The organism is Humibacter albus DSM 18994 (genome assembly GCF_000421825.1).
GTDB classification, from domain to species: Bacteria; Actinomycetota; Actinomycetes; order Actinomycetales; family Microbacteriaceae; genus Humibacter; species Humibacter albus.
In genome coordinates this window covers 1-15,270 of record NZ_ATXT01000013.1, presented here as the reverse complement: position 1 = coordinate 15,270, position 15,270 = coordinate 1, and the positions used below count along the sequence as shown (strand labels likewise).

General features: G+C 67.2%; 12 protein-coding genes. 8 read left to right on the top strand and 4 right to left on the bottom strand.

The annotated features are described in order from the left end of the window. Positions 1-75 precede the first annotated feature (75 nt). From H623_RS0104860 to H623_RS22130, 3 genes are all read right to left on the bottom strand, one after another. A complete protein-coding gene (locus H623_RS0104860; RefSeq protein ID WP_022899823.1) occupies positions 76-471 on the bottom strand; it encodes a DUF1304 domain-containing protein in 396 nt (131 codons plus the stop codon). Positions 472-562: 91 nt separating this feature from the next. Then, on the bottom strand, positions 563-1,609 hold the full coding sequence (locus H623_RS0104855; RefSeq protein ID WP_022899822.1) for an MDR family oxidoreductase: 1,047 nt from the start codon (positions 1,607-1,609) through the stop codon (positions 563-565). 138 nt (positions 1,610-1,747) lie between these two features. Then, complete coding sequence (locus H623_RS22130) at positions 1,748-2,287, bottom strand: hypothetical protein (RefSeq protein WP_245558897.1); 540 nt, start codon at positions 2,285-2,287, stop codon at positions 1,748-1,750. A gap of 190 nt (positions 2,288-2,477) precedes the next feature. Between H623_RS22130 and H623_RS17830 the strand changes: the two genes are divergently transcribed. From H623_RS17830 to H623_RS0104815, 7 genes are all read left to right on the top strand, one after another. Further along, entirely contained in the window at positions 2,478-3,740 is a 1,263-nt protein-coding gene (locus H623_RS17830; RefSeq protein ID WP_051143084.1) for an ROK family transcriptional regulator, read from the top strand. After that, the gene (locus tag H623_RS0104840; RefSeq protein ID WP_022899820.1) at positions 3,737-4,834 is read left to right on the top strand and encodes a substrate-binding domain-containing protein; all 1,098 of its coding nucleotides are present in this window, start codon (positions 3,737-3,739) and stop codon (positions 4,832-4,834) included. Before H623_RS17830 ends, H623_RS0104840 begins: the two co-directional genes overlap by 4 nt. Beyond that, entirely contained in the window at positions 4,831-5,658 is an 828-nt protein-coding gene (locus tag H623_RS0104835; RefSeq protein WP_022899819.1) for an ATP-binding cassette domain-containing protein, read from the top strand. The genes H623_RS0104840 and H623_RS0104835 overlap by 4 nt, the downstream gene beginning before the upstream one ends. Beyond that, a complete protein-coding gene (locus H623_RS0104830; protein ID WP_022899818.1) occupies positions 5,655-6,878 on the top strand; it encodes a sugar ABC transporter permease in 1,224 nt (407 codons plus the stop codon). The genes H623_RS0104835 and H623_RS0104830 overlap by 4 nt, the downstream gene beginning before the upstream one ends. Before the next feature lie 382 nt (positions 6,879-7,260). Further along, positions 7,261-8,784 carry a multiple monosaccharide ABC transporter ATP-binding protein gene (mmsA, locus tag H623_RS0104825; RefSeq protein WP_051143112.1) on the top strand — a complete coding sequence of 508 codons (1,524 nt, stop codon included), beginning with the start codon at positions 7,261-7,263 and terminating at the stop codon, positions 8,782-8,784. Then, positions 8,781-10,100, top strand: a complete 1,320-nt coding sequence (gene mmsB / locus H623_RS0104820) for a multiple monosaccharide ABC transporter permease (RefSeq protein WP_022899816.1) — start codon at positions 8,781-8,783, stop codon at positions 10,098-10,100. The genes mmsA and mmsB overlap by 4 nt, the downstream gene beginning before the upstream one ends. A 103-nt stretch (positions 10,101-10,203) precedes the next feature. Continuing rightward, on the top strand, positions 10,204-11,316 hold the full coding sequence (locus H623_RS0104815) for a substrate-binding domain-containing protein (protein ID WP_022899815.1): 1,113 nt from the start codon (positions 10,204-10,206) through the stop codon (positions 11,314-11,316). A gap of 70 nt (positions 11,317-11,386) precedes the next feature. Here the strand turns inward: H623_RS0104815 and H623_RS17825 are convergent, their stop codons facing one another. Then, entirely contained in the window at positions 11,387-13,498 is a 2,112-nt protein-coding gene (locus tag H623_RS17825) for a phosphatase PAP2 family protein (protein WP_022899814.1), read from the bottom strand. A gap of 447 nt (positions 13,499-13,945) precedes the next feature. On the opposite strand from H623_RS17825, the gene H623_RS0104805 reads away from it, so the two are divergent. After that, positions 13,946-15,214: an IS256 family transposase gene (locus tag H623_RS0104805; RefSeq protein WP_022899078.1), complete on the top strand. Its 1,269-nt coding sequence runs from the start codon at positions 13,946-13,948 to the stop codon at positions 15,212-15,214. Positions 15,215-15,270 lie beyond the last annotated feature (56 nt).

The window sequence follows — 15,270 nt, the reverse complement described above, 5'->3', positions numbered from 1 at the left end:
CCCCTGCCGTGTCCCGATACACGACGACACGACATTATCGCCGTCGGCGCCCGAAGCGGTCGCGGCTTGGCGCGCTTATGTCGTGATCGGGTCGCTCAGAAAGATCAGGACGATGCCGACCAGCGGCGGGATGCCCTGCAGCAGCGCCGCGCCGATGTAGCGTGCGCCGGTGCTCACCAGCACCACCGACGCGAGCACCATGCACGTGAGCGTGAAGAACACGAGCGTCAGGCCGACGGCGTGCTGGCCGATGCCATAGACCACGATGCCCACGAGCGCACCGATCGCCAGGAACAGGTTGTAGAAGCCCTGGTTGTAGGCCATCGGCTTCGTGGTGTCGGCCGACGCCTGATCGTCGAGGCCGAACCGTTTCCAGACGCCGGGCCTCGACCACAACACGCTCTCGAACACGAAGAACAGCACGTGCAGCACCGCTGCGAGCGCCACGACCAGTGTCGCGATCACGATCATGCGGTCAGCCTACGGGCGACGTGCCCCCGCGGCGCGGCGCAATCGCGCGAGTCCGCGCTGGCGGGCCGCAGATGGACGAACAGACGCGCGGTCAGCGACGCACGTCGACGACGGTGCGCCCGCGGATCTCTCCGGCGAGGATGCGATCAGCGGCACTCAGGGCATCCTCGAGTCCGATCGTGGTCGTCATCGTGTCGAGAAGGTGCACGTCGAGGTCGGAGGCCAGCCGCGACCACGCCTCGACGCGCAGCGTCCTCGGTGCTTCCACCGAGTTGATGCCGGCCAGCGTGACACCGCGCAGAATGAACGGCAGGACCGTCGTCGGCAGGTCGGCCCCGCCTGCGAGGCCGCACGCGGCGACCGTCGCGCCGTACGAGGCCTGCGCGATCACGTTCGCGAGCGTCGCGCCGCCGACGACGTCGATCGCGCCGGCCCAGCGCCCCTTCTGCAGCGGGCGTCCCGCGTCGGCGAAGTCCGCCCGGTTGAGCAGAGCAGTGGCACCGAGCTCGCGAAGATAGTCGCCCTCGCTCTCGGCACGTCCGGTGGATGCCGTCACCCGGTAACCGAGACGCGCCAGCACCGCCACGGCCACCGATCCGACCCCGCCTGCAGCACCGGTCACCAGCACGTCGCCGGAGTCCGGCGACACCCCGCCCCGCTCGAGCGCCAGCACGGCGAGCATGGCGGTGAAGCCCGCGGTGCCGATGGCGGCGGCGTGAAGCGGGCTGAAGGCATCCGGGATGCGTACCAGCGCTTCACCCCGCACGACCACCTTCTCGGCGAGGCCGCCGTTCCTGCTCTCGCCGAGCCCGTCGCCGTTCAGCACGACGCTCTCGCCCGGCGAGAACCGCGGATCGGCGGATGCTTCCACCCGGCCGACGGCGTCGATGCCCGGAATGAGGGGACTGCGTCGCAACACGCCTGGGCGCCCGGCGAGTGCGAGACCGTCCTTGTAGTTGAGCGCCGAGTAGTCGACATCGATCGTGACAGCACCCGAATCGCCCGCGCCCTCGTGATGCGCCACGTCGCCCGGCGCCTCCTCGAGCACGCGGTCGTCGAGCGTTCTCAATTGCGCCTCGTGCCGCACGACAGCACCCTTCTCAACCTGCTGTTCGACGTAGAGCGCACGGAACGACATGCGCTCAGCCTAGGTCGTGGTGCGATACCCGTGGTCGGGCGAGCGCACCGCGGCCCGGCGCGATTGCGGCGACCCGGCCGAGGTCGCCGCACGGCGGTCTGCTCAAGGAGGCGAAGCGGCAGAACCGCCGGGCGTCTGCTACGACCCGATGACCTCGTCCACGGGCCCATCGGAGCCGGGACGGATGTCGCGCAGCGCTTCGACGAGTTCCGAGGCGTGCTGCGTCGAGACGACAACGCGCGAGAAGCCGCCGGCCACTTCCTCCGGCTCGGCCGAGGTTTCGGCCGAGGGTTCGGCGGTTTCGGCCGAGGGTTCGGCCGCCGGCTCGACTGCCGGTTCGTCACCGTCGGATGCCTGTTCTCGCGCACCCGAGTCCCTGTCGACATCCCGCTGCTCCGGCTGCTCGATGTCGATGACGACCGCCGAACGTTGCTTGCCCTTGAGCACGAGGAAGTCCTTGCCGCCGTGGAACTTCCACGTCCCCACCGCCAACGTGAGCGGGATGCTGTTGCCCGGCGCCCGCACCCCGCGGATCCAGATCCATGGGTCGGCCGTGATGGCCACCGACCGGATGCTCTCGCGCGGCACCACGATGTCGTCGCGCCTCAGCGCCAGCACCTTCTCCGCACGGGTGAGGCGGATCACCAGACGATCGCGGTACACGTGGAAGTCGGCCATGCCTCTAGTCTGCCGGGTGCCGTGCGCACGGCGGGGAATGCGGCCGATCGCGTGCGAGACGTTACCGAACCGAAGCCTCGATCGACGATTCGGCTCCATGCCGTCCGCCGCGAGGAGCAGACAGATCACGGCGAGATGGTCGCGTTCGCACGCACGGGCATCCGATAGCCGCATACCGTATCGTGGTCTCGTGGAAGCCCACCGTCGCACGCCGGGGTCGCAGACTTCACTCCGTGAAGCCAATCGCGGCCGCATCGTCGATGCCGTGCGCAAATACGGCGGGCTGAGCCAGATCGAGTTGGCGGGACTCACCGGTCTCTCCCCCGCGACGGTGTCGAACATCGTCAAGGAGCTCGCCGGCGCCGGCGTCCTGAACACGACGCCCGGCACGCGAAGCGGCCGACGCGCGCAGAACGTCACGCTCGCGCACGGCCTCGGGCTCGTGGCCGGCGTGCACTTCTCGACGAGACACCTGCGCATCGCGGTGTCCGACGTGGCCTACACCGTCGTCGCGGAGACGCACATGCCGCTGGCCAAAGACCATAGGGCCGACAACGAGCTCGACCGGGTCACGATGCTCCTCGACGACATGCTCGAGTCGGTCGGCGCCGCCATGATCGACCTGTTGGCGGTGGGTGTGGCCATCCCCGCTGCGTTCGATCAGCGCACCGGCATGATCGCGCGTCGCGGCGTGCTGCGCGGATGGGACGGCGTCGAGGTGGCCGATGTCATCCAGCGCCGGCTCAAGCGCCCGGTCTTCGTCGATACGGATGCGAATGCCTCCGCGCTCGGCGAGCTCCGGCTCGGAGCCGCGCGCGGCAAGGACGACGTCGTGTTCGTCGACGTGGGCGACCGCATCGGGGCCGGACTGGTGCTGAACGGCCGCGTGTACTCGGGGCACGGTGGCATGGCGGGCGAGCTCGGGCACACGGTCATCCAGGAAGACGGACCGCTCTGCGAGTGCGGGAACCGCGGATGCGTACAGGCGATCGCGGGCGGAGAGGCGCTGATCCAGCGGCTTCAGTCGTCGGGGCGCGGCGCCAAGCTCCAGGACGTGATAGTTCGGGCCATGACAGGCGAATCGGATTCCGTACGGGCCATCGCCGATGCCGGCACCGCCATCGGCATCGCGACCGCGAATCTGTGCAACCTGCTCGACCCGGAACGCATCGTGGTCGGCGGTGAGCTCGCGCGTTCCGGCGAACTCCTGCTCGGCCCGATGCGGCGCGAGGTGGAGCGCGCCATCGTGGCCGGAACCCGCTTCGCGCCCGAGATCGTGCAGGGGCAGCTCGGCGTCAACGCGTCTGCCATGGGCGCGGTCGCGCTCGCAGTGGACCGCATCTCGATCCAGCCCGAAGACGCGACAGCCGCCGAACCCGGTGTCTCAGCGGGCGTGGCGAGCAGCGTCCTTGCCGCCGAACGTTCCACCGCACGGGAGGTAGCCGCGGAATGAAGGCGCTTCGGGCGGGCGCACTGCTCGTGGCCATCGCCTGCGTCTGCGCTCTTGTCGGCTGTGCCAATGGCGTCGCGCCGGGCGGCACAGGACAATCGGCGAGCGACCCCGCACACGCACAGATCGGGCTCCTCCTTCCCGACTCCACCAACACGAGATACGAGTCCGCCGACCGGCCGGCGTTCGAGGCGCGCATCCACGCCCGATGCCCGGGGTGCACTGTCGCCTATCAGAACGCATCCGCCGATGCGGCACGCCAACAACAGCAGGCGGAGTCGCTTCTGGCGCAAGGCGTCTCGGTGCTGGTTCTGGATGCTGTCGACGGCGAGGCCGCGGCATCCATCGTCAACGAGTCGGTCTCCAAGGGGGTGCCGGTGATCGCGTACGATCGCATGATCGACGACCCGAATCTCTCGTTCTTCGTCTCCGCGGACAACCGACGCGTCGGCTCCTTGCAGGCGAAAGCCCTGGTCAACCGACTGCAGCAACTCGGTGCACCCGCCGGGTCGGGCATTCTCATGGTCAACGGCTCGCCGACCGACAACAACGCGCATCTGTACAAGAAGGCGGCTCACTCCGTGCTGGACCGATCGGGATACAAGGTGCTCGCCGAGTACGACGCCCCGGACTGGGCCGGAGCGGAGGCGCAGAGCTGGGTGGCCGGTCAGATCACGCACTTCGGCAGCGAGATCAAGGGCGTCTACGCCGCCAACGACGGCCTCGCCCAGGGGGTCATCGCCGCGCTCCAGGCGGGCGGCGTCGATCCCGTGCCGCCCGTGACCGGCCAGGACGCCGAGGTGGCGGCGGTGCAGCGCATTCTCGCCGGAACCCAGTACATGACCGTCTACAAGCCGATTCGTCGCCAGGCGCAGATCGCGGCCGACGCTGCCCTGAAGCTCGCGAAAGGCGCCTCCCCGCACGGCACGAGCACCACGAAGGCCACGGGGCACCCGGTGCCGAGCGTCATCCTGACCCCCGTCTCCGTCACGGTGCAGAACGTGAAGCGCGTCGTCATCGACAGCGGCTTCCACACCGCCGCACAGATCTGCACACCGCCGTACGCCTCGTACTGCAAGGAGTACGGCATCACATGAGCTACTCATTCGGTGAGGGAGCGCCGTACAACAGTGCAGGCGGAGACCCGCGCGGTCCCGTGGTCAGCATGCGGGGCATCAGCAAATCCTTCGGCCACGTGCAGGCGTTGCGCAATGTCGACCTCGATCTGTATCCCGGCGAGGTCGTCGCGCTCGTCGGCGACAACGGTGCGGGCAAGTCGACTCTCGTGAAGATCCTCGCCGGAGTGCATCCGCAGGATGCCGGAACCGTCACGTTCGAGGGACGGCAGGTCTCGATACCATCGCCGGCGGCATCCCGTGAACTCGGCATCGCCACTGTGTTCCAGGACCTCGCGCTGTGCGACAACCTCGACGTGGTCGCGAACCTGTTCCTCGGGCGCGAGGTCGGCGGGGCCGTGCTCGACGAGGAGACGATGGAGCGGCGCTCCTGGGAACTGCTGCGGCAGTTGTCGGCGCGCATCCCCTCGGTGCGAATGCGCGCCGCCACGCTCTCCGGCGGGCAGCGCCAGACCGTCGCGATCGCGCGTTCACTGATCGGCGACCCCCGCGTCGTGATCCTCGACGAGCCGACGGCCGCGCTGGGCATCGCGCAGACCGCCGAGGTTCTCAACCTCATCGAGCTGCTGCGCGAACGCGGGCACTGCGTCGTGCTGATCAGTCACAACATGGCCGACGTGCAGGCCGTCGCCGACCGCGTGATCGTGCTGCGACTCGGGAGAGTCAACGGACGATTCCGGGCTCCGGCCATGAGCTACGAAGACATCATCGCCTCCATCACCGGGGTCCTGAACCTCGAGGAGGGCACTCCGGAGGACGACATCGGCGAGAGAGGATCACTGTGAGCCTCGGCCACCAGCAAGTCGACGACGGAACCGCGGACAGCCTGCGCGATGCGTTCACCGGCCTCGTCGCGCGGCTGCGCAGCGGCGACCTCGGCTCGCTGCCCGTCGTCGCGGGTCTCGTCGTGCTCGCCGTGCTGTTCCAGCTGCTCAATCCGCGCTTTCTCGCACCCGGCAATCTCGTCAACCTCACACTCCAGGCGGCACCGCTCGGGGTCATCGCGCTCGGCACCGTGGTCGTCCTGCTGGTTGCCCAGATCGATCTCTCCGTCGGCTCGGTAAGCGGTCTCGCCAGTGCGATCGTCGGTGTCTGCGCGATGCGGCTGGAGTGGCCGATGACGGTCGGAGTACTGGTCGCGATCGCCGCCGGGGTCGTCATCGGCGCCTTCTACGGGTTCCTGCTCAACAGGTTCGGCGTGCCCAGTTTCATCATCACCCTCGCCGGCCTGCTGGCCTTCCTCGGGGTGCAGCTGGCGCTCCTCGGCGCAGACGGCTCGATCAACATCCCGTTCTCGAACCCACTGGTTCAATTCGCGAACGCATGGTTCCTTCCGCCGTGGGCCGCGTATGTGCTGGTCGGTGTGGGCATGGCGCTCATGCTCGGCTCCGATCTCGCACACCGCCGACGCCGGATTCTCGCGCAGCTGCCCGTCTCGCATCCGTCACTGCCCATCGCGAAGGCCGTCGCTCTCACAGTCGCGTTGTGCGTTGCGGTGTGGTACCTCTCGATCGACCGTGGAACTGGCGCCATGCCGGTGCTGTTCGTACTGCTGGTCGTCGTCATGTCCGGCATGCTGCATCGCACCCGATGGGGCCGGTCGGTCTTCGCCGTCGGTGGGAACGTGGATGCCGCGCGCCGGGCCGGCATCCCGGTGGGGCGCACGCTCGTCACCGCGTTCATGCTCTGCTCCGCTCTCGCCGCGCTCGGCGGCGTGCTCGCGGCGGCGCGACTCGGGTCGGCGACGACATCATCGGGTGCCGCCGACACGAACCTGAACGCCATCGCCGCGGCGATCATCGGCGGCACAAGCCTGTTCGGCGGACGAGGGAGCGCCTGGGCCGCCGTGCTGGGCGTTCTCGTCATCTCCGTGATCTCGAGCGGCCTCACACTGCTCAACCTCGACTCCTCGGTGCGGTACGTCATCACCGGGGCCGTGCTCGTCCTGGCCGTGATCGCGGACTCCGTGTCCCGCCGTTCGCGGCTGAGCCACGGTCGCGGGTGAGCCACGGTCGCGGCTGACCCACTACCGGGTGTGCGGCTACCTCCATGTCGCGCTCGAGGCCTGACTCGGAACAGCTTCCGCTAGCTGAAGCCAGCCATCGCTCGCCCCCGCGCTGACGGGCTCTGCTGCGCCTTCCGTCGGTGGAAGAAACGCTGAATTCAACGTTTTGGTATCGGCGTCGTCATCGGTGATGACTTGCGTTCACAACATGAACACAAGTGTGTTAGCGTGGCCTCTCGCCGGCCCACCCGAGCCGGCCCCCGCGGCCGAAACGACCGCGGGACGACGGACGATGGCGTCGAGCCCAGGTCTGAAACCTGCCGTGGATGCCTCGTCCAGCACAGTGAGAGGACCATCCGTGGCGAACGCCCCCATTCTGGAGATGCGCGAGATCACCAAGCGCTTCCCCGGCGTGCTCGCACTCTCGGACGTGTCGATGACGGTGACTCGCGGCGAGATCCATGCGATCTGCGGCGAGAACGGCGCGGGCAAGTCAACCCTGATGAAAGTGTTGTCCGGCGTCTATCCCTACGGCACCTACGAGGGCGAGATCATCTTCGAAGGCGACGAAGTCCGCTTCTCGAACACGAAGCAGAGCGAGAACGCCGGAATCGCGATCATCCATCAGGAGCTCGCGCTCATCCCCGAGCTCTCGATCACCGAGAATCTGTTCCTCGGCAATGAGCCGGGCCGATTCGGCGTGATCGACTGGGACTACGCGCAGTCGCGCGCGGCCGAGCTGCTCGACCTGGTCGGCTTGAAAGAAGACCCGGACACCCAGATCAAGACTCTCGGCGTCGGCAAGCAGCAGCTGATCGAGATCGCCAAGGCCCTGCACAAGGACGTCAAGCTGCTCATCCTCGACGAGCCGACCGCGGCGTTGAACGAGAGCGAGTCGCAGCACCTGCTCGACCTGATCGCCGGCTTCAAGAAGTCCGGCATGACGTCGATCATGATCTCGCACAAGCTCAACGAGATCGAGCAGATCGCGGACTCGATCACGATCATCCGCGACGGCCGCACGGTCGAGACGCTCAACGTGGCCACCGACGGAGTGAACGAGGACCGCATCATCCGCGGCATGGTCGGCCGATCGCTGGAGAACCGCTTCCCCGACCGCACGCCGCGCATCGGCGAGAAGTTCTTCGAGGTGCGCGACTGGACCGTGCAGCATCCTCTCGACCCGGACCGCCTGGTGTGCAAGAACGAGAACTTCTTCGTGCGCCGCGGTGAGGTGGTGGGCTTCGCCGGCCTGATGGGCGCCGGTCGCACGGAGCTGGCGATGAGCGTGTTCGGGCGCAGCTACGGCACGTACCTGGGCGGCACGATCCACAAGGACGGCCGCGAGATCAAGGTCGCCAACGTGCACGACGCGATCAGCAACGGCATCGGGTATGTGAGCGAGGACCGCAAGGTGCTCGGTCTCAACCTGCTGGACTCCATCAAGCGCGCGACGGTGTCGGCGGGGCTCGGCAAGATCTCCAGCGGCGGCGTCGTCGACGCGCTGCAGGAGTACGCCGTCGCGGAGGACTACCGAAAGCGCCTGCGCATCAAGGCGAACTCCGTCGAAGACGGCGTCGGCAAACTCTCCGGAGGAAACCAGCAGAAGGTCGTCCTCGCCAAGTGGATGTTCACGGATCCCGACGTGCTGATCCTCGACGAGCCCACCCGCGGCATCGACGTCGGCGCCAAGTACGAGATCTACACGATCATCAACGAACTCGCGGCCCAGGGCAAAGGAGTCGTCCTGATCTCCTCCGAGCTCCCCGAGCTTCTCGGCATGTCCGACCGCATCTACACGATCTTCGAGGGACAGATCACCAACGTGCTGTCCGCCGAAGAAGCGAACCCTGAATCCCTCATGGTCAGCATGACCTCCACCAGAAAGACCGGACCCGCGGCATGAGCAAGTTCACCGAAGGCGTTCGCACCCTCACCGGGGGTCGCGGAATCAGCCAGTACAGCATGATCATCGCGCTCGTGGTGATCATCGTCCTCTTCGACATCATCACGGGCGGTCTGACCCTGGACCCCACCAACGTGATCAACATGGTGCAGCAGTACTCCTACATCCTGATCCTCGCGATCGGCATGGTGATGCTCATCATTGCGGGCCACATCGACCTGTCCGTCGGATCCGTCGCCGCCTTCGTCGGCATCGTCGTCGCGCAGTCGATGGCGGTGTGGCACTTTCCACCGGCGCTGGCGATGCTGCTCGGCCTCGTCACCGGGGCGCTCGTCGGCGCCTGGCAGGGCTTCTGGGTCGCGTTCGTGCGTGTCCCCGCGTTCATCGTGACCTTGGCGGGCATGCTGATCTTCCGCGGCCTCAACCAGGTGATCGGCAGCTCGACGGCGGTCCCGACTCCCGACTCGTACAACTGGATCGGTAACGGCTTCCTGCCGGACTTCGGCCCTGACTTCGGCTACAGCAACCCGACCCTGATCCTCGGCCTGATCGTGCTCGTCGCGCTGATCTGGTCGGAGATCCGCGGCCGCCGCAAGCGCATCCGCATGCACGCGGGGGTCGCACCGATGTGGGTCACCGTCGTGAAGATCGTCATTCTGGGCGGGGTCACGGTGTTCGCCACCTACCTGTTCTCCACCGGCCGGGTGGGCACCAGCTTCCCGGTGGTCGGCATCATCGCCGGCGTGCTCATCCTCATCTACACGTTCGTCACCTCGAACACCGTCTTCGGCCGTCACATCTACGCCCTCGGCGGCAACTCGAGCGCCGCGGTGCTCTCGGGTGTGAAGTCGCGCCGGGTGAACTTCCTGCTCATGGTGAACATGTCGGTCCTGGCGGCGGTCGCGGGCATGGTCTTCATCGGCAACGCGCAGGCATCCGGTCCCTTCGACGGCACGAACTGGGAGCTGGATGCCATCGCCGCGGTCTTCGTCGGCGGCGCCGCCATCTTCGGCGGCATCGGCACGGTGCCCGGATCGATCATCGGTGCGTTCGTGATGGCGTTCCTTTCCAACGGCCTCTCGCTCATGGGAATCGACAGTTCGTGGGTGTCGGTCATCCGCGGCCTCGTGCTCGTCGCCGCCGTCGCCTTCGACGTCTACAACAAGACCCAGGGCCGACCGTCGTTCATCGGTTTCCTCTTCAAGGGCTCCGGACGCAAGAAGCCCACGACCACCGAAGAGGCGATCGAGGCTCAGCCTCAGGGCATCGACAAGCCGCTGGGCGACAAGGTCGACGAAAGGCTTCCCCTCTCCTGAGGCTTCCGCTGTCCTGAGGCACCACGAGGGACAGCAATACACCGCGGTCCATTCCGGGCCGCACTGCAATCCGCAACATCAACCCACAACACGAAGGAACAACATGCGCAAGAAATTGCTCATCGGCCTCACTGCCGTGGCCCTCGCGGGTCTCGCGCTGACAGGCTGCTCATCCCGCGGCGACTCGAGCTCGGCGGACTCCGCGATCAAGAAGGGCGACACCGTCGGCGTCGCGCTCCCGGCCAAGACCTCGCAGAACTGGGTGCTGGCGAAGGCATCGTTCCAGAAGGCGCTCAAGGACGCCGGGTTCAAGGCCGACGTGCAGTACGCATCCGCGTCGAACACGGTGGCCGACCAGCAGAACCAGATCCAGTCGATGGTGACGAAGGGCGACAAGGTCATCATCATCGCGGCGCAGGACGGCAGCCAGCTGAGCACGCAGGCCGCGCAGGCGAAGAAGTCGGGCGCGACCGTGATCGCGTGGGACCGCAACATCCTGAACACCAAGAACGTCGACTTCTACGTCGCCTTCAACAACTACAAGGTCGGCCAGCTCCAGGCTCAGGCGCTGCTGGACGGCATGAAGGCCAAGAAGGCGAACGGCCCGTACAACATCGAGATCTTCGCCGGAGCGAACACGGACGCGAACGCCACGGTGTTCTACAACGGTGCGATGAGCGTGCTGAAGCCGCTGATCGACAAGGGCGAGCTCAAGGTGCCGTCGGGCCAGACCTCGTTCCAGCAGGTGCAGACCGACAACTGGGACCCGAAGAACTCCCAGACCCGTATGACGAACATCATCACCAAGACGTACTCGAACGGCACGCAGCTCGACGGAGTTCTGTCGCCGAACGACACGCTCGGCCGTTCGATCATCACCGCCGCGCAGCAGGCAGGCCTCGCCGTCCCGATCGTCACCGGTCAGGACTCCGAGACGGCGTCGATCCCGCTCATCATGAAGGGCGTTCAGTACTCGACGATCTACAAGAACACCGACGAGGAAGCCAAGGGCGCGGTCGATCTGATCACCGACCTGGCCAATGGCAAGAAGAAGCCCGCCGGTGTCGACTACAAGGACAAGACCAACGCCTACAACGGCAAGATCACCGTTCCTTACAAGGCGCTGACGCCGATCCTGGTCACCAAGGACAACGCCGTCGAGGCGTACTCCAACAACCCGACCCTCGAGAAGCTGGCGAAGGACAACCAGCAGTAGTCTCGACCGTCACAGCGAAGGGCCGTCCGCGTCAGCGGGCGGCCCTTCGTCATGGCTGGTGCGACTCAGCTCAGCGGTGCGACGTTCCGCACCGGTGCTTCGCCTTGGTCACGACCAAGGTCGTGGACGCGAGCGAGGCACCACGCGCATCCGCAACGGTCAGCGTGTGGGATCCGGCCGAGGTCGATGCGGGCACGGCGACGCGCGTGGAGGCGTGGCCGCGGGCATCCGCGCGCAGTGTTCCGAGCGTGTGTCCGTCGAGACCGATCCTCGCCGCGGCGTGCGCCGCCAGGCCGGCAGCCGAGACGGTCGTCGTGCAACCCGCGGGCACCGGATGCTTGCTCACGCTCACCGAGACGGTGCCGTGCTGGTGCGCGGCGTTCACGAGGTGCAGCGCTCCACCGCGCTCGACGATCTTGGCGCTGTAGCCCGCAGGCGCGCCCGTGATCGTGATGTCGCGCGCCGACAGCGACGACTTCAGGTCCCGCGCCGTGAGCAGCACCACGTCGTCACCGAGCTGAACGCCCGGCGCGATGTCGACCGCGAGCTTGCCGTTGAGGATCGCGCGACCGGAAACCTGCAGCGCCGGCGCGGCGGAGTCGACCGAGAGCTTCACTGTGGATGCCCCGGACTCGGTGAGCGAACCGTCCACCTTCACCGCGTCTGACGTGTTCTCGGCGAGAGTGCCGTGCGTGACGCGCACCGATCCGGTGCCCAGCGCGGACGCCGAGTCGGCCACCACGGTGCCGCCCGCCACGGTGGTGCCGCCGCGGTAGGTGTTCGATCCGGCCAGCGTGAGCTCACCGCTGCCCTTCTTGGTCAGCGAGCCCTTGCCCGAGATGTCGTTCTGCCAGGTGTCGGCGGCGGAAAGGCCGCCGTCGGCCCTGTTCATCGAGACTGTGACGGCGGAGTCGAGAGCGCCGTACCCGCTTGCGGCCGAGAACAGGTCGAGGCGACCCCAACCCTCCTCATCGTCGAGCAGCGGGTATCCGGACGGCAGCGCCGTCGTGCGCAGCACCTCGCGGATCTGCGTGTCGCTCAGGTACGGGTACCTGGTCTCGAGCAGCGCCTCGGCGCCCTTCGGCACGGTCGCCGGGATGTTCGTGGCGCCGATCTGCTCGAAACCATACGTGAGACGCTGGCGGTACTCGGCGTGATCCGTGGCGTAGTCACCGTAGGCGTCGTTCCCTGTCGGCGTCGCCTCGGCGAGTACCTGCTCGGCCTGCGCGTGGGCGCTCTTCTTCAGTGCGGCGTTGTCGGGATCGTTCAGGATCGCGGCGGCGAGCGCGGTCGCCAACACCCGACCGGCCATCACGTCGAGCGTGGAGTGCATGCCGGCCTGGATTCGGCTGTTGCCGATCTCGGACGCGTTGGTCAGCAGCTGCTGGTAGCGCTGCGGATACGCGTATGCGAAGGCGATGTCGGCGAGGTAGGCCGCGTTGGTGTGGCCGCTCGGGAATCCGCCGTCGGTCTCGGGGGTCGGCGACTTCTCCGGCTCGAGCTGCGGCACCACCTTCACCTGGTCGGACCAGCGCCACGGCCGCATGTACTGGTAGAAGTTCTTCGACGGGTTGCCCGACGAGTAGTTGCCGCGCAGGGTGTCGACGAGGGTGACGACCTCGCCCAGCGCCGAGTCCTCGTCGGCCCACACGCCGTTCGCGTTGCCGGCGTCGTCGTACTTCACCGTCGTGGCGTCGGCGGGGATATCGTCGCCGATCGTCGTGCCGGCGTCGGATGCCGTACGCACGGCATCCGCGTACGGCCCGAACCCGTTGATCGCCGAGTAGCTCTGGTTTCGACGGTCGGTGAGGTAGGCCTCCTTCGACTCGGCGGGTGTGAGCGACTTCGTGATGTCGATGGAGTGCTGGATGTTCTCATCCAGCACGGCCGCGTTCAGCTTGGTGCCGTTGTCCCAGCTGGTGCCCGGCTGCCAGAGGTCGGAGAACCTGTCGAGGAGCCGGATCGCCGCGTTGGTCTCAGCCGTGGTGTTCGTCGACTGGTTCGTCTTGTACTGGTCCACGAAGTGCCAGCCGTCCGAGCCGGACGTGTGCGCCGAGGCTCCGGACGCAGGCAGCGCGGCGGCGAGCAGCGCGAAGGCCGCAGCAGCTCCCGTCGCCGCGGTGACGCGTCGGCGTCTGCGCCGCCGTCTCGTGTGGTCGGGGGAAGGGGATTCGAGCTTCATCGCGTCATGCGTCCTTTCGCTGGCCGGTATGGATGCCGATCGTCGGCGCAGACACGTCGGCACCCTCCCCGAGGGCGCACGAAAGCACCGGTGGGGTGCATCGGGCGCGTCCGGCGCACCGGGATCGGCACGATCGGATGCCCCCGCGCTCTGTCCCTTGTTGAGGGGGCACTCCGATCGTTTGTCCTGACAATATCGGGCTGCGAATGTCAGGACAATAGTTCGGGCCAAGATATTTATCAGTGTGATGGTTAAATCGGCGCGGTCCCAGCTGTGCCGCCCACGCGCCGCCCCCTAGTCGTCGCTCCATGCGCACGATTCAGGACGGCGATGGGTGCGTCTCGTAGCGTGGTGTCACTTCCCGCGGGGTTCTCGTCGTCGTTGACGTAGGAGGGCCATCGTGGGATGACCAGTTGTTTCCGGCAAGAAGCAAAGCGAGATCCCACGATGACCGATAACCAGTCTGCCTTGACGACCCTGATCGGCGAAGTCCTCGCCGATCCCGACCTGGCCCACTCGGACGTGTTCCGGCGGATGCTGCAGGCCGGCCTGCAGGACCTGATCAACGCGGAAGCGACCGCACGGATCGGAGCCGCCCCGCACGAGCGCACCCCGGAGCGGACAACGCGCCGCAACGGCACCAGGCCGAAGACCCTCGCGACCCCGGCCGGCGAAGTCGACCTTCAGATCCCGAAGTTGCGGGAGGGGTCGTTCTTCCCGTCGCTGCTGTCGCCGCGCCGGCGGGTCGATAAGGCCCTCTACGCGGTGATCTGCCAAGCGTGGATCGACGGTGTCTCCACCCGCAAGGTCGAGCAGCTGGTCCGGGCTCTGGGCAACGACACCGGCATCAGCCGGTCCACGGTCTCGCGGATCTGCTCCGAGATCGACGAGGCGGTTCAGGAGTTCCTGCACCGCCGGATCGACCACACCTGGTTCCCGTATCTGTTCCTGGACGCCACCTACCTCGACGTGCGCCACCGCGGCCGCGTCGTCTCCCAGGCCCTCGTCGTGGCCACCGGCGTCTCCGGCGAAGGTCGGCGGGAGATCCTTGGCATGGCACTGGGCGACGCGGAGACCACCGACTTCTGGACCGAGTTCCTCCGCGGCCTGCGTGACCGGGGGTTGAAGGTTCCCACCAACGCCGACCCGCTCGGCGTCGCCCTGGTCACTTCCGACGCGCACGCCGGCCTCAAGGCCGCGGTCAAGGCGATCCTGCCCGGATCGAGCTGGCAGAGATGCCGGGTGCATTTCGCGCGGAACGTGACCCAGCGGCTCGGCTCGGCACGGTCAAAGCCCGTCAACGCGCTGATCTCGACGATCTTCGCGCAGACCACCCGCGAAGCGGTGACGGCCCAGTACCACCAAGTCGCCGACAGCCTCCGCGGCTCGTTCCCCGAGATCGCGGCCATGCTCGAGAACGCCGAGCCAGACCTGACCGCGTTCGCGACGTTGCCCCGTGAGCACTGGCAGAAGGTCTGGTCGAACAACCCGATCGAGCGCCTGAACAGGGAGATCAAACGTCGCGCCGACGTGGTCCAGATCTTCCCCGACCGCGACTCCGTCACCCGTCTTATCGGAGCCGTCCTCCAAGAGCAGCACGAGGAATGGCAATACGGGGAACGCCGCTACTTCTCCGAGACCTCAATGCGAGCACTGATCCACGTCCTCCACGAGACCACCGAGCCCGCCCACCCCGAACTGCTCCTCACCGCCTAACCATCACCCACCCACAGGAAACAACAGCAGTAACACCACATCACGGGACTTGACCA